Genomic DNA, 20,126 nt, shown 5'->3' with positions numbered 1-20,126 from the left:
CCGGCGCTGCGCAGCGCTACGGCTGCACGAGGCCGCGACGGCGCAGCAGCGGCTCGACGCTCGCCTCGTCGCCGAGGAAATCGCGCACGAGCTCGAGCGGGTCCCGTGAGCCGCCCGGCTCGAGGACCGCGCGCCGGAACCGCTCGCCCGTGGCTCGCACGTCCTCCGAGGCCTCGAAGACCTCCACCGAGGCGGCGTCGAAGACCTCGCTCCAGATGTAGCCGTAGTAGCCCGCCGAGTAGCCGCCGCCGAAGATGTGCTGGAAGTACGTCGACGAGTAGCGGGTGGGCACCGTGTCGATGAGCAGCCCCGCGGCGTCGAGCGTCTCGCGCTCGAAGGCCTCGACGTCGGTCACCGCCTCGGCCTGCTCGGGCGAGAGCTTGTGCCAGGCCATGTCGAGCACCGAGGCGGCAAGGTACTCGGCGGTCTGGAATCCCTGGTTGAACGCGGCGGCCGCCTTGAGCCGCTCCACCTGCTCGGCGGGCAGCGGCTCGCCGGTCTCGTGGTGGCGGGCGTACCGCCCGAGCACCTCCGGGCGCAGCATCCACATCTCGTTCACCTGGCTCGGGAACTCGACGAAGTCGCGGTTCACGTCGGTGCCGCCGAAGTACGGATAGCGCACGTGCGCGAGCAGCGCGTGGAGCGCGTGGCCGAACTCGTGGAAGAGCGTCTCGACCTCGTCCAGCGTCAGCAGCGTCGGGGCGCCCGCGGCCGGCTTCGGCACGTTGAGGATGTTGAAGGTCACGGTCCGCTCGCCGAGCAGCTCGTTCTGCTGCGCGTAGGTCGACATCCAGGCGCCGCCGCGCTTGATGTCGCGCGCGTAGAGGTCGAGGATGTAGAGCCCGAGCCCCGAGCCGTCCTCGTCGAACACCTCGAAGACGAGGGCTTCGGGATGGTGGGCTGCGAGATCCTCCCTGGCCTCGAAGCGGAGCCCGTAGGCGAGCGAGGCGGCGTGGAAGACGCCGTCGTGCAGCACCCGCCCGGCCTCGAAATAGGGGCGGAGCGCCTGCTCGTCCACCTCGAAGTCCCGCACCCGCACCTGCTCGGCGTAGAACGCCCAGTCCCACGGGCCGAGGGGCGCGTCGGCGAGCCGCTGCAGCACCGAGGCCTCCTGCGCGGCGTTGCGCGCGGCGGGGATGGCCAGCGAGCGCAGTCGCTCGTCGATCGCCCGCACCGATCCCGCGGTCGAGTCCGCCGCGACGAGGTCGGCGTGGCTGTCGAAGCCGAGCAGCCGCGCCCGCCGGGCGCGGAGCCGGACCGACTCGAGCACCGTCTCGCGGTTGTCGTGCTCGCCGCTGCGCCGGCCGCGGGCGAGGGAGGCCTCGAAGATGCGCTGGCGCAGCGTGCGGTTCTCGAGCTGCGCGAGCCAGGGATGCCCGGTGTAGAGCGGCAGCGTGATGCGCCACTTGCCCTCGAGCCCGGCTTCGCGGGCGGATTCCGCCGCCGCGTCGATCTCCGAGGCCGGGAGGCCCGCGAGCTCCGCCGGGTCGTCCACGACCACGGCGAGCGCGTTGGTGTCGCCCTGGAGGTTGCGCACGAACGCGGAGTCGAGCGCGGCGAGGCGCTGGTTGAATTCCTTGAGCCGCTCCTTGCCCGCCTCGTCGAGGCCGGCGCCCGAGAGCTGGAGCTCGAGGTGGAGCTTATCGACGAGGCGGCGCTGCTCCGGGTCGAGGCCGAGCGAGTCGAGGGCCGAGTAGATCGCGTGCACGCGCTCGTACAGGCGCGAGTCGAGGTTCACGGCGTCGAAGTGCGCGGCGATCCGCGGCGAGAACTCCTCGTCGAGCCGCTCGATGCCCTCGGCGGCGTCCGAGGAGGTCAGCGCGAAGAAGACCTCGAGCACGCGGTCGAGGAGCCGGCCCGCGCGCTCGAGCGGCTCGATCGTGTTCTCGAAGGTCGCGGTCTCGGGGTTCGAGAGGATCGCCTCGACCTCGGCGAGGTGCTCCGCGAACCCGGCCTCGATGGCGGGCGCGAAGTGCTCCTCGCGGATGCGCTCGAAGGGCGGCAGCCCGTAGGGGAGCGAAGACGGTGCGGCGAAGGGATTGGTCTCTGGCAGCGCTGCCACGGTCGACGATTCACTCATGCCGTCAGGGTACGCGCTCCCGCCGACACGGGCCGTTCAGGCGATCGGGGCCGCAGGCGGCCGTTCAGGCGGTCCGGGAGCCGCTGCGGGGCGGGCGGGGCCGCCGGCTCAGGCCAGCCAGTCCTCGTCGTCGAGCCCGAACTCGTCGTCCCCGTCCCGCTCCGTCTCGATGCGGCCGTCGGCGCGCTGCACGACCCGCAGCCCGGAGGCGTGCTCGGCGATCGGCCGGCCCTCGAGCCACGTGAGCGTCCACGAGCCGCCGTCGAGCCCGGCCTCGGCGGCCCGGACGCCGGCGGCGAAGTCGGCCGGCACGCCCTCCGGGGCGGGGCCGCCCACGGGCCACCGGCTGCCGATCCGCATCAGCGGTAGACCGGCATCTCGTAGGTGCCGAGGTCGGTGAGCGCGCCGAGCCGGCTGCTCATCCGGGTGTAGGCGGAGTCGCCCATCGGCGCGCGCCACGTGAGCGCGGTCGCCCCGAGGGAGGCGGCGTGCGAGTGCAGCTCCCCGAACAGCGCCTCGAGGGCCGCCCCGTCGCGCTCGAACTCCTCGACGTAGATGGCCAGCACCTCGAGCTTCAGCTCGCCGGCGACGGCGTCGAGCACGGGGGAGGCGACTGCGAAGCCCGCGAAGTGCCCGGAGCGCTCCGCGACGAAGGAGGCCACATCCTGCATGCGTTCGATCGACTGCCAGAACCGCAGCGCGCGGGAGTCGGTGAACTCGCCTCCCATGAGCCGCAGGTACTGGTCGTAGAGCTCGATCCAGGCGAAGAAGTCGCTCGAGCGGAGCGGCCGGATCGAGGGGACGGGGCGTGATGCGGCCGCGCGTGCGCTGCGGCGGGAGGAGCGTGAGGAGTCAGTCATACCTAGCCGTAGTCGAGATCGGATTGGTCGATTCTAGTAGGCGGCCCCCGGCTCCGACCGGTCGGTTCGGAGCGGAACCTCATCGTCGGGGCGTAGGGCGTATCCATTCATAGTTGCAGATATCGTGCCCGTTCGGGGCGATGCCGGATTGCTGGATTCCGTTTAGCGTGGTTCCGCGCGGCAGGCATCGACCGCCGCGCCCCGTGCCGCCGGGCCCCTGGGGAGGGACCGCTCATCGGCCGGTACAGGGCGGGGCGCCGACTCGGGGGAGTCGGCGCCCCGCATCATCCCGGGCCCGGCTACTTCTGGGGCGCCTCGCCGAGCTCGAGGTCGCGGATCGCGAGCTCCTCGCCCTCCGCCAGGTCGAGCGACTCGATGCGCCCCACCGACTTGAGGTCGGCCACGGCGCCGCGCAGCAGCCCCAGCTCCTGCTCGGGCGCGGCGATCGTGGCGGTGAGGATCGGCGTCTTCTGCGAGACCTTCTGCGCGGTCTTCGCGCCGCGGATCGTCACGAGCGACCGCGAGGCGAGCTCGAGCACGCGGGGCTCGCCGTCGCCGGGCAGTTCCTCGGCGGCGGGCCAGGGAGCGGTGTGCACCGAGCCCTCCTGCCACCAGGACCAGACCTCCTCGGTCGCGAAGGGCAGGTAGGGGGCGAACAGCCGCAGCAGCGTGGAGAGCGCGAGGCGCATCGCGGCCACCGCGGAGCGGCGGCCCTCGTCGCCGGCCTCGGTCTCGCCGTAGGCGCGGGCCTTGACGAGCTCGAGGTAGTCGTCGCAGAACGCCCAGAAGAACGACTCCGCCTCCTCGAGCGCCTTGGCCTGGTTGAACTCCTCGAGCGCCGCGGTGGCGGTCTCGACGACCCGGCGCAGCTCCGCGAGCATCGCGAGGTCGAGCGGGTTCGTCACGGCCTCGGGCGCTGCGCCCTCGGCGTCGAAGCCCAGGGCGAGCTTGGCGGCGTTGAGCACCTTGATCGCGAGCCGGCGGCCGATCTTCATCTGCGTGGGGCGCTGCGGGTCGAAGGCGGCGTCGGTGCCGAGGCGGCTGGAGGCCGCCCAGTAGCGCACCGCATCCGAGCCGTGCTGGTCGAGCAGGCCGGCGGGGGTGACCACGTTGCCCTTCGACTTCGACATCTTCTTGCGGTCGGGGTCCACGATGAAGCCCGAGATGGTGGCGTTGCGCCATGGCAGCTCATCGGCCTCGAGCTGGCTGCGCAGCAGCGTCGAGAACAGCCAGGTGCGGATGATGTCCTGCCCCTGCGGGCGCACGTCGAAGGGGTGGACCATCTCGAAGAGCTCGGGGTCGCGCTCCCAGCCGCCCGCGAGCTGCGGGGTCAGCGAGGAGGTCATCCAGGTGTCCATCACGTCGAGCTCGCCGACGAAGCCGCCGGCCCGCCCGCGCTGCGACTCCTCGTAGCCCGAGGGCACGTCGGTCGAGGGGTCGATCGGCAGCTGCTCCTCGGCGGGCAGGAGCGGCGAGCCGTACTGCACGACGCCCTCCTCGTCGATCGGGTACCACACGGGGATGGCCACGCCGAAGAAGCGCTGGCGCGAGATGAGCCAGTCGCCCGAGAGTCCCTCGACCCAGTTCTCGTAGCGCACGCGCATGAAGTCGGGCCAGAAGGCGAGCTCCTTGCCGCGCTCCAGCAGCTTCGCGCGCAGCGCCTCGTCGTCGGCGCCGTTCTTCACGTACCACTGGCGGGTCGACACGATCTCGAGCGGCTTGTCGCCCTTCTCGAAGAACTTGACGGGGTGGGTGATCTTCTTCGGCTCGCCGATGAGCTCGCCGGACTCGGCGAGGGCCTCGACCACGATCTTCTTCGCCGAGAACACGGTCTTGCCGGCCATCTCGCCGTACACGCGGCGGCCGGCCTCGCTCGTGATCGCCTCGGGGGCCTCGGCGATGATGCGGCCGTCCTGGCCGAGGATCGAGCGGTTCGGCAGGCGTAGCTCGCGCCACCACACGACGTCGGTCACGTCGCCGAAGGTGCAGATCATCGCGATGCCCGAGCCCTTGTCGCGCTGGGCCAGGGGGTGCGCGAGCACCGGCACCTCGACGTCGAAGACCGGGGTGCGCACGGTCGTGCCGAAGAGCGGCTGGTAGCGCTCGTCGTCCGGATGCGCGACGAGGGCGACGCAGGCGGGCAGCAGCTCGGGGCGGGTGGTCTCGATGAAGACGTCGCCCCCGTCGCCGTGGAAGGCGAGGCGGTGGTAGGCGCCGGGCTGATCGCGGTCCTCGAGCTCGGCCTGCGCCACGGCGGTGCGGAAGGTCACGTCCCACAGCGTGGGGGCCATGTCCTGGTAGGCCTCGCCGCGCTCGATGTTGCGGAGGAAGGCGAGCTGCGAGGTGCGCCGCGAGTTGTCGTCGATGGTGCGGTACGACTGCCGCCAGTCGATCGAGAGGCCGAGCTTGCGCCACAGCTGCTCGTAGGCCTGCTCGTCCTCCTGCGTGAGCTCGAGGCAGAGCTCGATGAAGTTCTGGCGCGAGATCGGCTGCTGGTCGGCCGCCTTGATCGACTTGCCGTCGCCGCCGCGGTGCGGGGGCTCGAATCCCTCGACGTAGGGGAGCGAGGGGTCGCAGCGCACTCCGTAGTAGTTCTGCACGCGGCGCTCGGTGGGCAGGCCGTTGTCGTCCCAGCCCATCGGGTAGAAGACCTTCTTGCCGATCATGCGCTGGTAGCGCGCGATGACGTCGGTGTGGGTGTACGAGAACACGTGGCCGATGTGCAGCGAGCCCGAGGCGGTGGGCGGGGGCGTGTCGATCGAGTAGACCTGCTCGCGGGTGGTGCCCTCGCGGTCGAAGCGGTAGGTGCCCCGGGCGTTCCACACCTCTTCCCATTTGGCTTCGAGCCCCTCGAGGGCCGGCTTGTCGGGGATGTTCGCGGGCGTGGCCGTCATGCATACTCCGTTTCGATATGGGCGGCACCGAGTCTGGGGTGCCTGCTGTGCGACCCGGACATCGTACCCCGGAACGGGAGCGGGGGCCGAGGAGCGCATCCCCGGCCCCGGCCTCGCGGTCGGCTAGTCGAAGACGATCACGCTGCGCGCGATCTTGCCGCTCTTGAGGTCCTCGTACCCCTCGTTGATCTCCTCGAGCGCGATCGTCTTGGAGACGAGGTCGTCGAGGTTCAGGCGGCCCTGCTGGTAGAGGTCCGCGTAGAGGGGGATGTCGCGGTGCGAGTTGGTCGAGCCCATGTAGACGCCCTGGATCTTGCGCTGCATCAGGAGGATGTCGGTGAAGGGGTCGACGTCGAGCCGGGTGCCCGGCTTGATCATGCCGATGAGGTAGGCCCCGCCGCCGGTGCCGAGGATGCTCACGGCCTGCTCGGCGGTGGGCTTGAGCCCGATCACCTCGAAGGCGTGGTCGACGCCGTCGGTGCCGGTGATCTCGCGCACGCGGGCCACGACGTCCTCGGTCTCGGCGGGGTTGATCACGTCGGTGGCGCCGAACTGCTTCGCGATCTCGAGCTTCTCGGGCTGGAGGTCGATGGCGATGATGCGGCGGGCACCGGCGATCCTCGCGCCCTGCACCGCGTTGAGCCCCACGCCTCCGCAGCCGATGACCGCGACGGTGTCGCCCACGCGGCAGCCGGCGGTGTTGATCACCGCGCCCGCGCCGGTCACGACGCCGCAGCCGAGCAGGCAGGCCTTCTCGAAGGGGATCTCCTCATTCACCTTGACGGCGTTGTTCTCGTGCGTGAGCACGTACTCCGCGAAGCCCGAGAGCTCCGAGAACTGGGTGACGGCCTCGCCGTCCCGGCTGATGCGGGGCGGCTGGTCCGCCGTGCGCTGCACCTCCTCGCGGCGCTCGCACTGCCAGGGGCGGCCCGTGGTGCAGCGCGTGCAGTGGCCGCAGTTGCTGATGAGGCAGCCCACCACGTGGTCGCCGACCTCGAGGTCGGCGGCCTCCGGCCCCACCGCGGTGACGACGCCCGAGATCTCGTGGCCGAGGACGGTGGGCATCGGGAAGCCGAAGTCGTTCTCCTGGATGTGCGAGTCGCTGTGGCAGAGGCCGCAGGCCTTCACCTCGATGACGACCTCGCGGCCGATGGGCTCGGCCAGCTCGACGTCCTGGATGCGGAAGTCCTGGCCGACGGCGTTGAGTACTGCAGCTTTCATGAGTGCTCCTTTGCGCTCGAAGACCGGCGCTCGGCGGGCGGCGTCCTTGCCGCTCGCGCGCCGGATGACGGTCCGTCCAGACTATCCGACAGGTGTCGTATAAGCGATGCCTGTCGGAGAGTTTTCGAGTGCGCGGGCTATCGGAGCGAGGCCCACCAGTCCGGCATGCAGCCGAGGATGCCGTCCACGAGCTCCTCCTCGGAGAGATCCGGCGCGGCCAGCCACACCTCGAGCGCGCCCACGAGGGCGTGGGCGATGAACTCGGCCGCGATCGGCAGATGGAGGCCGGGCGGCGGAGGATCCTGCCGGTCGAGGATGCGGCGCACCGACTCGGCGAAGTGGCTCGAGAGCGCGTGATGGGTCACGCCGTCGGCCGGGTTCGAGAGCGACCGCCGGTAGATCGGCTCGAACCGGCGGACGTGCTCGACCACCCCGAGGAGGGCGGTGCGGAGGATCGCCGTTCGCGACAGCCCGGGGTCCTTTCGGAGGGCGTCGTCGGACTCGCGGAGCGCGTCGAGGTCCTCGGCCAGCACCCCGAGCAGCACGTCCTGCGGCGACTCGAAGTGGTCGTAGAAGGTGGCGCGGTTGACCCCCGCGGTCTGCGTCAGGGCCGCGACGGTGAGCGGCCCGGGCTCGTCGCGCATCGACAGCTCGACGGCGGCGGTCTGCAGGGCGCGCCGGGTGCGCAGCGCTCTCGGATCGGTGATGGCGGGAACCTCCGTGGACGTGCGCCGCCGCTAGGCGAGCAGCGCCTCGATGGGCGTGCGGGCGAAGTACACGACGAAGCCGGCGGCCACCACCCAGAGCAGCCAGTGCACCTTGCGGGCGCGGCCGGTGCAGAGGTGCACGACGACCCAGGAGATGAAGCCGACGCCGATGCCGTTCGCGATCGAGTAGGTGAGCGGCATCGAGATGATCGTGAGGAAGGCGGGCAGCGCGACGGCGAAGTCCTTCCAGTCGATGTCCGAGACCTGGGCCATCATCATGGCGCCCACCACGACGAGCGCGGCCGAGCCCACCTCCATCGGCACGACCACCGCGAGCGGCGTGAAGAAGAGCGCGAGCAGGAAGAGCGCGCCCGTGACCACCGCGGAGAGCCCGGTGCGGGCGCCCTCGCCGATGCCGGAGGCCGAGTCGACGAAGATCGTGTTCGAGGAGCTCGAGGTGGCGCCGCCGACGACGGCGCCGAGGCCCTCGACGACGAAGGCCGAGCGGATGCGCGGGAAGGTGCCGTCCTCCTTCGCGAGCCCCGCGTTGCGGGCCAGGCCGGTCATGGCGCCGATCGCGTCGAAGAAGTTCATGAACACGAGCGTGAGCAGCAGCATGAGGGCCGCCACGGGGCCGAGCCGCGCGAAGGCGCCGAGCGGGTCGATCTCGCCGACGAGGCCGAAGTCGGGCAGCGCCACGACCTGCTCGGGCATCGCCGGCACGGTGAGGTTCCAGCCGCCCGCGTTGCCGTCGGCCGAGGCGCCGAGATGCCAGATGCCCTCGGCGATGAGCGCGAGCACGGTGCCCACGACGATGCCGATGAGGATCGCGCCGGGCACCTTGCGCACGAGCAGGATGCCCATGAGCAGGAGCGCGATGACGAAGATGACCGTGGGGATGGTCGTGATCGAGCCCGAGAGGCCCAGCTGCACGGGCGGACCGCCCTCGGTGCGGGTCACGAATCCGGAGTTCACGAGGCCGACGAAGGCGATGAACATGCCGATGCCCACGGTGATCGCCGACTTGAGCGCCGCCGGCACCGCGTGGAAGATCGCGGTGCGGGCGCCCGTGGCCCCGAGGATCACGATGACCACGCCGTTGAGCAGGACGAGGCCCATCGCCTCGGGCCAGGTGACCTGGTGCACCATCGAGACCGCGAGGAACGAGTTGATGCCGAGCCCCGCGGCGAGGGCGAAGGGGAGGTTCGCGACGAAGCCGAAGACCACCGTGAGCAGGCCCGCGGCGAGGGCCGTCGAGGAGGCCACCTGCACCGCGTCCAGCGCGTTGCCGTCGATATCCGCGGAGGGCTGCCCGCCGAGGATGAGCGGGTTGAGGACGAGGATGTACGAGATGGTGATGAACGTCACCACGCCGCCGCGGATCTCGCGGCCGACCGAGGTGCTGCGCTCTTCGAGCCGGAACAGGCGCTCCATCAGATCGGGTGCGCTCGAGGGTTTCCTGGATTCGGCAGTCTTGGGTGTGCTCACAGAGCAATCCTAGGGGTGACGGCGGGACTCGCCGACCCGTCGGAGACGGCGAAGGCGGCCGGGCCCCTCCCGTCGGAGGGATCCGGCCGCCTTCGCGGCGCGGCGAGCCGCTAGGCCCGCTCGAACGCGGCGCGCACCTGGGCGAGCTGCTCGCGCAGCGCCTGCGGCACCCGCTCGCCGATCTCGTCGTAGTACCGCTCGGTCTCCTCGAGCTCGGCCAGCCAGCCCTCGGTGGGGACGTCGAAGATCTGCCGCAGCGTCTCCTCGTCCACGTCGATGCCCTCGGTGTCGAGATCCGAGGTGTCCGGCAGCAGGCCGATCGGCGACTCGACGGCGCCCACGGCGCCCTCCACCCGCCTGGTCGCCCATTCGAGCGCGCGGATGTTCTCGCCGAATCCGGGCCAGAGGAAGCCGCCGTCGGCGTCGCGGCGGAACCAGTTCACCTGGAAGATCGACGGCGCCTTGTCGCCGAGGCGCTCGCCGAAGGTCAGCCAGTGGTTCCAGTAGTCCGCCATGTGGTAGCCGGCGAAGGGCTGCATCGCGAACGGGTCGCGGCGCAGCACGCCCACGGGGCCCTCGGCCGCCGCGGTCTGCTCGCTGCCGAGCGTGGAGCCGAGGAAGCAGCCGTGCTCCCAGCTCTTCGACTGGTAGATGAGCGGCACGTTGGTGCGGCGCCGGCCGCCGAAGAGGATGATGTCCACGGGCACGCCGTCGGCGGCGTCCCAGTCGGCGGAGAGCGTGGGGCACTGGTCGGCGCGCACGGTGAACCGGGCGTTCGGGTGCGCGGCCGGACGCCCCGACTCGGGGGTCCAGTCGTTGCCCTCCCAGTCGATCAGGTGCTCGGGCGTCTCGTCGGTCATGCCCTCCCACCAGACGTCGCCGTCATCGGTGAGCGCGACGTTCGTGAAGATCGTGTTCTTCGAGATGGTCTCCATCGCGACCGGGTTCGTCGACCAGCCGGTGCCCGGCGCGACGCCGAAGAACCCGAACTCCGGGTTGATCGCGTAGAGGCGGCCGTCGTCGCCGGGGCGCATCCACACGATGTCGTCGCCGATGGTCTCGACCTTCCAGCCCGGCAGCTTGGGCCGCATCATGGCGAGGTTGGTCTTGCCCGTGGCCGAGGGGAACGCGCCGGTGATCGTGTACTTGCGGCCCCCGGGGTTCGTCGCCTGGATGAGCACCATGTGCTCGGCGAGCCAGCCCTCCTCGTGGCCCATGACCGAGGCGATGCGCAGCGCGAAGCACTTCTTGCCGAGCAGGGCGTTGCCGCCGTAGCCGGAGCCGTAGGAGATGATCTCCCGGGTCTCGGGGAAGTGGGTGATGTACTTCGTGTCGTTGCACGGCCACGCGACGTCCTCGACCTCGTTGCCCTCGTCGTCGATGAGCGGCGCGCCGACGGTGTGCAGTGCGGGAACCCATTCGCCGTCCGGCGCGATGTACTCCAGCGCGGCCGAACCCGAGCGGGTCATCAGCGCCATCGACAGCACCACGTACGGCGAGTCGGTGATCTCGACGCCGTACTGGGTGATCTTGCCGCCGAGGGGGCCCATGGCGAAGGGCACCACGTACATGGTGCGCCCGCGCATCGAGCCGCGCAGGTACGGCTCGAGCTCGGCGCGCATCTCGGCGGGATCGCGCCAGTTGTTCGTGGGGCCGGCGTCCTCCTCGCGCTCGGAGCAGATGTACGTGCGGCTCTCGACGCGCGCCACATCCTTCGCGTCGGAGCGCGCGAGGTACGAGTTCGGACGGAGCTCCTCGTCGAGGCGGATGAGCGTACCCGACTCGACGAGATCGGCAGCGATGTTGTCGAATTCCTCCTGCGACCCGTCGCACCACACCACGCTCGAGGGCTGGGTGAGCTCGGCGGTGCGGACCACCCACTCGTTCACGGCGGGGTTCTTCGAGAGCTTGGGGATTTCGCTGGCGTTCACTGACGAGGTTGAGGGCATATCGCAGCTGCTTTCACGTGGTTCGGTATGGATGGAGCTAGCTACCCCCAGGCCCTCGACGACGCGGTCCAGGGCCTGGTCAATTTGTAACTTCTCCCCAGTATTCCACGAACTTACAAAGATCCGGGCATGTTCGCTATGTATCACGACCGATGAGCAATGTCCGCGACGCGGGATGTCGCGGGTTCGTGAAGAGCGTCCGCGTCGACGCGATCTCGACGACCTCGCCGCGGTCGACCACCGCCACCCGGTCCGAGATCTCGCCGACGACGTCCAGGTCGTGAGAGATGAACACGCACGCCAGCCCGCGCTCGGCGCGCACCCGGGCGATGAGGTCGAGGATCTGCCGCCGCACGGTGGCGTCGAGGGCCGAGACCGCCTCGTCGCACACGAGCACGTGCGGAGCCCCGGCGAGGGCGCGCGCGATCGCGACCCGCTGCCGCTCGCCGCCCGAGAGCCGCAGCGGCAGGGCGCTGATGTGCTCCGGCGGCAGGCCGACCTCGTCGAGCGCCGCGCGGATGCGCTCCCGCAGGCGCTGCGGCCGCCGGGTGCGGCCGCCCGACAGGGCATCCGCGAGGATCTGCCCGACCCGCAGGCGCGGGTCGAACGTCGAGAGCGGATCCTGCGCGACCATGCCGAGCCGGCGGCGCCGCGGCCGGCGCCGCCGCTCGGGGAGCGGCGCCCAGGGCTCGCCCTCGAACTCCACCCGGCCCGCGGCGGGCGGGTCGAGCGCGAGCAGGATCCGCGCGAGCGTCGACTTGCCGGAGCCCGAGGCGCCGACGACGCCCAGGGTCTCGCCGCGCCGCACCTCGAGCGAGGCGCCGCGCAGCGCCGTGAACTCCCCGCCCGCGGGCAGCCGGTAGCGCTGCTCGAGCGCCTCTGCCCGCAGCACGACCGGGCCCTCGACGGGCGCGGTCTCGCGCGGCGGGCGGGGGAGCGCGGCCACGAGGGCCCGCCCCGCCGCCGAGGCGGGCGCGTCGAGCAGGGCGGCGGTCTCGGCCGTCTCGACGATGCGGCCCTCGTCGATGACGGCGACCCGGTCGCAGAGCACGCGCACCGAGACGAGGTCGTGCGAGACGAAGAGCACGCCGATCCCGGTGTCGGCGAGTCGGCGCAGCAGGGCGAGCAGCTCGCGGCGCGCGACGGCGTCGAGAGCGGTGGTGGGCTCGTCGGCGACGATGAGCTCGGGGTCGCCGGCCAGCGCGATCGCGATGAGCGCGCGCTGGCGCTGGCCGCCCGAGAGCTGGTCCGCGCGCTGGCGCATCCGCAGCCCGGGATCCGGCAGGCCCACGAGCTCGAGCAGCTCGACCGCGCGCCGCGCGCGCTCCTCGCGCCCGAGGCCGGTGTGGCGGCGGAGGGTGGCGTCCAGCTCGACGCCGATCGTGCGGGCCGGGTCGAGCGAGACGAGCGCGTCCTGGAGCACGAGGCCGATGCGGCCGCCGCGCACCTCGCGCAGGCGGCGCTCGCCGAGCCCGAGCAGGTCCGTCCCGGCCAGCCGCATCCGCTCGGCGTCGACCCGGGCGCCCGGGCCGGCGAGGCCGATGAGCGAGCGGGCGGTCAGCGACTTGCCCGAGCCGGAGGAGCCGATGAGCCCGAGGCACTCGCCGCGGGCGATGCGCAGGTCGAGCCCCCGGACGATCTCGGAGCCCCCGAAGCCGATGCGCAGCCCCCGCACGTCGAGCAGGGGCTCGTCCGCCCCGGGTCGGGCCTGGACCGGCCGTTCGTCGTTCATCGCGCCTCCCTCGCCTCGGCGTTGCGCAGCCGCCCGAGCAGCGTGCCGGTCACGGCGACGGCCGCGATCGCGCTGCCGGGGAATACCGACATCCACCAGCCGCCCGAGGGCAGGTAGGTGGCGCCGGCGTTGAGCATCGCACCCCACTCGGGGCTCGGCGGCGGATCGCCCAGGCCCAGGTAGCTGAGCGCCGACGCCCAGACCACGGCCTGGCCGATGCCGAGGGTCGCGAGCGCGAAGAGCGGCTGGAACGCGTTGGGCAGGATGGTCCGCACGAGGCGGAACCACGGGCCGCGGCCCATGACCCGGTCGGCCTCGACGTAGGCGGAGGCGCGCACCCGCAGGAACTGGGTGCGCAGCATGCGCGCGTAGCCGGGGGCGGTGGAGAGCCCCACCGCGATGGTCGTGGGCACGATGCCCGGGCTGGTGAGCGAGAGCAGCAGCAGCGCGAGCAGGATGCCGGGGAAGGCGTAGAGCGTCTCGACGATGCGCGTCGAGATCCAGTCGCCGACCGGGCCGCCGAGGCCCGAGAGCGTCGCGAGCAGCACGCCGAGCGCGAGCCCGATCGTCGTGGCGGCGAGCCCGATCGTCAGCGACTGGGCGGTGCCGTGCACGACCCTCGTGTAGATGTCGCGCCCCGACTCGTCGGTGCCGAAGGGGTGCCCCGCTCCGGGGGCGCTGTAGGCGGCCGAGGGGTCCACGGCGAGCGGGTCGCCCGGCGCGAGCCACTGCGGGAAGAGCGCCGCGAGCACGAACCAGGCCGCGACGGCGAGGCACAGGCCGATCGCGATGCGGCGCAGCGCGCGGCTCATGCGGCCGCCGCCTTCCGCGGCGCGGAGGTCCCCGCGTCCCGCCTGGGGGAGAGCAGCTGCTCGACGATGTCGGTCAGGAGTGTGATGAGCACGTAGAAGGCCGCCACGACGATGAGGACGCCGATGACCATCGGCACGTCGCGCGCGACGACCGCGTCGACGAGCGCGCGGCCGAGCCCGGGCCTGGCGAAGAGCTTCTCGACGACCACCGCGCCGGAGACGAGCGAGCCGAAGGCCCACCCGGTGAGGCCGATGGCCGGCAGCGCCGCGCGGCGCAGCAGGTGCTTGGCGAAGACGCCCGCCGTCGAGTCGCCGCGCGCGAACGCGGCGGTGATGAAGGGCTTGTCGAGGGTGTCGATCGTCGAGTCGCGCATGACCTGGGCGAGGTAGCCGCCGAGCGGGATCGCGAGGGTCGCGGCCGGCAGGACGAGCCCGACGAGGCCGGGCCCCGAGAGTGCCACGGGCAGGCCGAGGCCGGTGGCGAAGACGGTCACGAGCACCGCGCCCAACCAGAAATGGGGCAGCGCGGAGCCGACGATGCCGAAGAGGTCGGTGATCGCCCCCGCGGCCCGGCCGCCGCGGACCGAGGCCCACACGAGCGCGAGCGCGAGCGCCCATCCCAGCAGCAGCGCCGCGCCGGCGAGCTGCAGCGTGCCGGGGAGCAGGTCGCCGATCACCGTGGCGACCTCGCTGTGCAGGCGGTAGCTCTCGCCGAGATCGCCCCGCAGCAGCCTGCCGAGGGAGAGGAGGTACTGCTCGCCCAGCGGCAGATCGAGGCCGAAGTCGGCTCTGGCCTTGGAGACGGCCTCCGCGGTGGCGTTCGAGCCCGGGCCGCCGAGGATGGCGAGCACCGGGTCGCCCGGCACCGCCCGCACCGCGAAGAAGGTGATCGTCGCGACCGCCCAGATCACGACGACGGCGGCCGCCAGCCGCGAGGCGGTGCGGCCGAGCACGCGGCGCAGCCGCACCCCGCCACGCGCGGCCCGATCCTGCTCGGGCGGCGGGGCGGCCGGTGCGGCCGGCGTCGGCTCGGCGGCTGCGGTCACCCGATCAGCCGGTGAAGCTCGCGTTGGTGAACGTGGGCAGGTTCAGCGAGGGGTCGAGCGCGAAGCCCGAGAGCGTGGGCGTGTAGGCGAACTGCACCATCTGGTCGTAGAGGGGGATGACCAGGTGGTCGCCGATGATGATCGACTGCGCCTGCTCGTAGAGCTCGGCGCGCTCGGCCTCGTCCGAGCTCGCGCCCGCCTCGTCGAGCAGCGCGTCGAGCTCGTCGTTCTCCACGCCCGTGTTGTTCGCGTGGTAGCCCGAGGGCGCGGGGATGTTGCCGTCGGAGTGGTAGACGATGCGCAGGACATCGGCGGAGGACTTGGAGTACGGCGCGATGATCGCGTCGAACTCCCACTCGCCGGAGGCGGCGTACCAGGAGCTGATGTCGAGCAGCTCGATCTCCACGTCGAACCCGACCTCGCCCGCGCTCGCCGCGATCTGCTCGACCAGGGACACCTCGGCCGGGATCGACTGGTTCGAGGAGAGCGGGAACGAGACGCTCAGCGGCTCGCCGTCCTTCATCCGGATGCCGGCGTCGTTGCGCTCGGTCCAGCCGGCCTCGTCGAGCAGCTCGTTGGCCGCGTCGACGTCGAAGACGAGGTCGTCCGGGAAGGAGGCGGCTTCGGGCAGCGAGGAGGCGAGCGGCGAGTAGGAGCGGTCGATCGTGTCGAAGAAGAGCGACTCCACGGCGGCGTCGATGTTCGCCGACTTCACGAAGGCCTCGCGCACGAGCGGGTCGTCGAAGGGGGCGCGGGTGGTGTTCAGCTCGATGCGGGCCGAGGTGCCGGGGCGGGCGCCGAGCAGGGTTTCGAAGTCGTCGTTCTGCTGGAACTGGGAGAGGGCGTCCGGCTGCACCTGGTCGATCACGTCGACCTGCCCGGCCTGGAGCGCGGCCACGCGCGCGGCGGCGTCGGGGATGAAGCGCCACTCGATGCGCTCGATGCGCTCGCCCTCGGGCGGGGTCTGCTCGCCCGGCATCGTCTCGGTGTGGGTCTCGTTGCGCACGAGCACGACGCGGTCCTGCTTGGTCCAGCTCTCGACCTTGAACGCGCCGGTGCCGATCGGCGCCTCGCAGTTCTCGACCTCGCCGCGCTCGATCCCGGCGGGCGACATGATGCCGAGCCAGGTCTGGGCGAGCGACTCGAGCAGCGCCGAGTCGGGGGTGTTCATGCGGAACTCGACGGTGTGCTCGTCGGTGGCGACGAACTCGTCGACCTTCTGGAGGGCGAGCACGCCGGTCGAGGACTTCGTGTCCGGATCGCGCAGGTGCTCCATGTTCGCGATCACGGCCTCGGCGTTCAGCGGCTCGCCGTCCGAGAACTCGATGCCCTCCTTGAGCGTGATGGTCCACACGCTGCCGTCCTCGTTCGCCTCGCCCGACTCGGCGAGCCAGGGCACGATGGCGCCGGACTCGTCGCGCGCGAACAGCGATTCGACGAACTGGTGGCCCACGAGGGCCTGCGGCCAGTTGCCGCCCACGTGCGGGTCGAGGCAGTCGGGCTCGGATTCGCCCGAGGCGTAGGTGAGAGTGGTCTTGGACTCGGCGGGGGAGGCGGAGCAGGCGGCGAGGGGCGCGATGACGGCCAGGCCGATCAGTGCGCCGAGCAGCCGGAGGGGTCGCTTGTGCATCCACCCAGCATATCCCGACTGTTGCATCTAGTCGAAGAATAATTCGCGGCCCGGATGCGGGGGAAAACCCCCGCGGGCGCTCCGGGCACCCGCGTCGATCGGCGCACCCGCCCCGCGTAGCTTGAGAGCATGAAATCCAAAGCACTCCACATCGCCCTGGCGATACCGCAGCTGGTGCTCTACGGACTCCTCTGCATCCCCGTCATCGTGCTGGTGTCGGTCGCCGCGGCGCTCGGGGTCGTCGGCCTCTTCTTCCTCGTCGGCTTCCTCATCCTCGCCGTGCTCGGGCTCGTGCTCTACGGCATGGCGCGCATCGAGGAGGCGCGGGCCGGCTGGACCTTCGACCTCGAGGTGCCGGAGCATCGCCTCCGCACCTCCGACCGCGTCGACGGCTGGCGGATCCCGCACACGCTGCTGCTGCAGTACGCCGACTCCCGCACCTGGACCTCGCTGCTGCACGGCTTCCTCACCTCGCTGCTCGGCTTCGCAGCCCTGTTCGGCGTGTACGCGCTCGGCCACGGCATCGCGTGGCTCGTCGCGCCCTTCGTGAGCGAGACCTTCGCGATCTCGACCTTCTGGCTCGTGCCGGGCACGGTCGAGCTGGGCAGCTGGCTCGTCCTCGTGCTCGGCATCCTGCTCGTCGTCGTGAGCGCCGCCGCGCTCATCGGCCTCGCCTACGCGCACCGGGCGATCTCCGCATCCCTGCTCGTGCCGAGCCTCGAGGCCGAGCTCCGGCGCGAGGCCCGCGAGCAGTCCACGCATCGCCAGCAGGCCATCTCGGCCGCCGACATCGAGCGCACCCGCATCGAGCGAGACCTGCACGACGGCGTCCAGCCCCGGCTCGTCGCGGTGGGCATGACGCTCGGCATGGCCCGGCGCAAGCTCGAGAACGACCCCGCCCGGGCGGGCGAGCTCATCGAGGAGGCCCGCGAATCCACGATGACCGCCGTCACCGAGCTCCGCCAGCTCGTGCGCGGCTTCCAGCCGGCGGTGCTGCAGGACCGCGGCCTCGACGCGGCGCTCTCGGCGCTGATCGGCCGCAGCCACACGCCTGTCGACATCCGGGTGAGCCTCTCGCGGCGGCACTCCGACCGGGCCGAGGCGACGATGTACTTCGCCGTCGCGGAATCCCTCACGAACGCGACGAAGCACTCGGGCGCGAACCGCATCTTCGTGCGGATCGACGAGCGGCTGGACGCCGCCGGCACGCCCGTGCTCTACGCCTACATCGAGGACGACGGGCGGGGCGGCGCGCACCGCGACGCCGGCGGCGGCATCGACGGCGTCATCAACCGGGTGACCGCAGTCGGCGGCACCTACCGATTCTCCAGCCCGCAGGGCGGACCGACCGTGATCGAGGTGACCGTGCCATGCGCATCGTGATCTGTGAAGACAACGCCCTGCTGCGCGCAGGCCTGACCAGGCTCCTCGCCGACGAGGGCCACGAGGTGCTCGCCGCGCTGCCGGAGGCCGCCGCGCTGGCCGAGCGCGTCGCCGAGACCGACCCGGAGCTCGTGATCCTCGACGTGCGCCTGCCGCCGACGTTCACGGACGAGGGGATCCGGGCCGCGATGGCGCTGCGCGAGCAGTCCCCGTCCCTGCCCATCCTCGTGCTCTCGCAGTACGTCGAGGAGCGCTACGCGACCGAGCTGATCGGGCGGAGCAAGGGGTATCTCGGATACCTGCTCAAGGACCGCGTCGCCGACGTCGCCGAGTTCCTCGACTCCATCGAGCAGGTGCAGCGGGGCGGCACGGTGCTCGACCCCGAGGTGATCGGGCAGCTGCTCGGCCGCCGGCAGCGGGACAACCGGCTCGACGCGCTGACCGAGCGCGAGCGATCCGTGCTCGGGCTCATGGCCGAGGGCAAGTCCAACGCCAACATCGCCGGGGCCCTCTTCATCTCGGAGGGCTCCGTCGAGAAGCACATCTCACAGGTATTCCAGAAGCTCGGCCTCGCCGCGGAGACGGGCGGCAACCGGCGAGTCCTCGCCGTGCTCGCATTCCTCGGGGTCGAGGTCGACGAGGTAGGAGACACGCGATGACCACCGAAACCGCATCCCGGCCGCAGCAGCGGCACGCCTGGGTGGGCATCCTGCTCACCGTCCTCGGCTCGCTCGTGCTCGTCGCGCTGCTCGTCGGCGGCGTGTACTACGGCATCTTCAGCGGCACCACCAAGCCCTTCAGCGCGACCGCCGAGGCCGAGTCCTCGGACACCCTCGTGGTGGACGCGAGCTTCGGCGACATCACCGTCGAGTTCGCCGAGGGGCAGGAGCAGGCCACCCTCCAGGCCGAGGGCGCCTGGCCGCAGGACGGCTCGCCGGTCGTGCTGCGCAACGGCTCCGCGGGCGAGCTGCGCCTCGAGATCGCCGGCGAGTGGCCGTGGTTCGTGCCCGACGTGCGGGTCAACGCGGTGCTCACCCTGCCCGCCTCGCTCGAGGGCGAGCTCGACCTGCGGGCCGAGGTGGGCACCGGCGAGCTCGAGGTGCAGGGCGACCTGCGCGACGTCGAGGCCGACGTGGAGCTCGGCCGGTTCCACCACGAGGGCCGTTTCGACTCCGGCGTGTTCGCCGCCGACGTGGGGGAGATCTACCTCGACGGGGGCGGGGCCGCCGCCGACGTGACCACGAACATCGGCTCGCTCCACGCCTACGGCGAGTACGGACGGCTCGACGCGCGCACCGACGTCGGCGACCTCTTCGTCGACGCCCGCGTGCACGAGCACCTCGGCGTGAACGTCAGCACCGGCGCCGCCGACCTGACGCTCCGCGAGTCGCTGCCGGCGGACGCCATGCTCGCAAGCGAGATCGGCGACATCCGCGTCGCGATGCCCGACGAGCCGTTGCGGATGGACGCCGGCGAGCGCGTGATCGCGGCGGCGCTCGACGCGGGCTACGACCTGAGCGGCGGCGAGGACGGCCCCCGCGTCACGGTGAGCCTCGGCATCGGGGACATCGAGTTCGGGGCGCCGGTGGGCTAGCCCCCGGACCGCTCGCGACGCATGCGCGGATGCCAGGGCACTGGCATCCGCGCATGCGAAGATGAACCCTCATTCATACGCATGCCGCGCGCCGCGACCCTCGGCGGTCCGATCGGCGCCGCGGTCGAAGGAGGAACTTCATGAGTGCAACATCGACGAGAACGGGCGCGGGTCGCCCGAACGCGTCGAGCCACGCGGAGCTCGAGGAGGCCGCCTGCGAGCTCGCCTTCGAGGTCGGGTGGGAGAACGTGTCGGCCGACGCGATCGCGAAGCGGACGGGCATCAGCCGCTCCTCGTTCTTCAACTACTTCCCGATCAAGACGGACGTCCTGTGGCGCAGCGTCGACGAGTCGCTCAAGCAGTCGGACACCCTCGCCGAGTTCGTGCACCTGCTCGAGGTGGCCGGACCGCCCACCGCGCTGACCTACCGCGACGTCATGCGGGCGCGCGAGGCGGCGATCGAATCCTCGTCCACGCGCGTGCAGCATCTCGCCGAGAAGCTGGAGAGCGCGCCGCTCGAGACGGTGAGCCCGGCCGGCGCCACGTTCGAGCCCCACCTCGAGGACGCCGTGCGGCTCATCCGCGCCTCGGCGATCGCCTCGGGCGCCATCACCGCGGTCATGGAATGGGCCTCGGCCGGCGTCTCCCGCGGCCCGCTCGGCGACTACCTCACCGCCGTATTCGGGCCCGACTGGCAGGAGATGTGACGCGGCGGTAGCGGCGCGCGGCC

General features: G+C 71.7%; 16 protein-coding genes. 4 read left to right on the top strand and 12 right to left on the bottom strand.

Annotated features, from left to right (window positions below; all coding sequences use genetic code 11):
• Nucleotides 1-16 precede the first annotated feature (16 nt).
• The 12 genes from FM112_RS08140 to FM112_RS08085 all read right to left on the bottom strand — a co-directional run bounded on the left by FM112_RS08140 (nt 17) and on the right by FM112_RS08085 (nt 16,419).
• Nucleotides 17-2,080, bottom strand: a complete 2,064-nt coding sequence (locus FM112_RS08140; RefSeq protein WP_087006282.1) for a M3 family metallopeptidase — start codon at nt 2,078-2,080, stop codon at nt 17-19.
• A 108-nt stretch (nt 2,081-2,188) separates the two neighbouring features.
• On the bottom strand, nt 2,189-2,440 hold the full coding sequence (locus FM112_RS08135; protein ID WP_087006281.1) for a hypothetical protein: 252 nt from the start codon (nt 2,438-2,440) through the stop codon (nt 2,189-2,191).
• A complete protein-coding gene (locus tag FM112_RS08130) occupies nt 2,440-2,940 on the bottom strand; it encodes a hypothetical protein (protein WP_087006279.1) in 501 nt (166 codons plus the stop codon). The genes FM112_RS08135 and FM112_RS08130 overlap by 1 nt, the downstream gene beginning before the upstream one ends.
• Before the next feature lie 299 nt (nt 2,941-3,239).
• On the bottom strand, nt 3,240-5,834 hold the full coding sequence (valS, locus tag FM112_RS08125) for a valine--tRNA ligase (RefSeq protein ID WP_087006275.1): 2,595 nt from the start codon (nt 5,832-5,834) through the stop codon (nt 3,240-3,242).
• Nucleotides 5,835-5,957: 123 nt separating this feature from the next.
• On the bottom strand, nt 5,958-7,055 hold the full coding sequence (locus FM112_RS08120; RefSeq protein ID WP_087006272.1) for a Zn-dependent alcohol dehydrogenase: 1,098 nt from the start codon (nt 7,053-7,055) through the stop codon (nt 5,958-5,960).
• 137 nt (nt 7,056-7,192) lie between these two features.
• The gene (locus tag FM112_RS08115) at nt 7,193-7,699 is read right to left on the bottom strand and encodes a TetR/AcrR family transcriptional regulator (protein WP_087006269.1); all 507 of its coding nucleotides are present in this window, start codon (nt 7,697-7,699) and stop codon (nt 7,193-7,195) included.
• Nucleotides 7,700-7,792: 93 nt separating this feature from the next.
• Nucleotides 7,793-9,196, bottom strand: a complete 1,404-nt coding sequence (locus FM112_RS08110) for an NCS2 family permease (RefSeq protein ID WP_087006266.1) — start codon at nt 9,194-9,196, stop codon at nt 7,793-7,795.
• A 164-nt stretch (nt 9,197-9,360) separates the two neighbouring features.
• Nucleotides 9,361-11,199, bottom strand: a complete 1,839-nt coding sequence (locus tag FM112_RS08105) for a phosphoenolpyruvate carboxykinase (GTP) (RefSeq protein ID WP_087006263.1) — start codon at nt 11,197-11,199, stop codon at nt 9,361-9,363.
• Nucleotides 11,200-11,335: 136 nt separating this feature from the next.
• The gene (gene nikE / locus FM112_RS08100) at nt 11,336-12,931 is read right to left on the bottom strand and encodes an ABC transporter ATP-binding protein (protein ID WP_087006260.1); all 1,596 of its coding nucleotides are present in this window, start codon (nt 12,929-12,931) and stop codon (nt 11,336-11,338) included.
• Nucleotides 12,928-13,743 (bottom strand): ABC transporter permease, encoded by an 816-nt coding sequence (locus tag FM112_RS08095; protein ID WP_087006257.1) that lies wholly within the window; start codon nt 13,741-13,743, stop codon nt 12,928-12,930. Before FM112_RS08095 ends, nikE begins: the two co-directional genes overlap by 4 nt.
• Nucleotides 13,740-14,789, bottom strand: coding sequence for an ABC transporter permease (locus FM112_RS08090; protein WP_254910417.1), 1,050 nt, complete (start codon nt 14,787-14,789; stop codon nt 13,740-13,742). Before FM112_RS08090 ends, FM112_RS08095 begins: the two co-directional genes overlap by 4 nt.
• A 4-nt stretch (nt 14,790-14,793) precedes the next feature.
• A complete protein-coding gene (locus tag FM112_RS08085; RefSeq protein ID WP_087006251.1) occupies nt 14,794-16,419 on the bottom strand; it encodes an ABC transporter substrate-binding protein in 1,626 nt (541 codons plus the stop codon).
• A gap of 129 nt (nt 16,420-16,548) precedes the next feature.
• Between FM112_RS08085 and FM112_RS08080 the strand changes: the two genes are divergently transcribed.
• The 4 genes from FM112_RS08080 (at nt 16,549) to FM112_RS08065 (ending at nt 20,103) form a co-directional block, all read left to right on the top strand.
• On the top strand, nt 16,549-17,802 hold the full coding sequence (locus FM112_RS08080) for a histidine kinase (RefSeq protein WP_087006249.1): 1,254 nt from the start codon (nt 16,549-16,551) through the stop codon (nt 17,800-17,802).
• Nucleotides 17,790-18,461 carry a response regulator transcription factor gene (locus FM112_RS08075; protein WP_087006245.1) on the top strand — a complete coding sequence of 224 codons (672 nt, stop codon included), beginning with the start codon at nt 17,790-17,792 and terminating at the stop codon, nt 18,459-18,461. The genes FM112_RS08080 and FM112_RS08075 overlap by 13 nt, the downstream gene beginning before the upstream one ends.
• On the top strand, nt 18,458-19,396 hold the full coding sequence (locus tag FM112_RS08070) for a hypothetical protein (RefSeq protein WP_087006242.1): 939 nt from the start codon (nt 18,458-18,460) through the stop codon (nt 19,394-19,396). Before FM112_RS08075 ends, FM112_RS08070 begins: the two co-directional genes overlap by 4 nt.
• Nucleotides 19,397-19,536: 140 nt before the next feature.
• Nucleotides 19,537-20,103: a TetR/AcrR family transcriptional regulator gene (locus FM112_RS08065; RefSeq protein WP_087006239.1), complete on the top strand. Its 567-nt coding sequence runs from the start codon at nt 19,537-19,539 to the stop codon at nt 20,101-20,103.
• The last annotated feature ends 23 nt before the right edge of the window (nt 20,104-20,126 follow it).

Source organism: Gulosibacter sp. 10, assembly GCF_900163695.1.
Taxonomy (GTDB): domain Bacteria; phylum Actinomycetota; class Actinomycetes; order Actinomycetales; family Microbacteriaceae; genus Gulosibacter.
The sequence above is the reverse complement of the archived record's forward strand: the minus strand, read 5'-3'. Positions and strand labels throughout refer to the sequence as shown.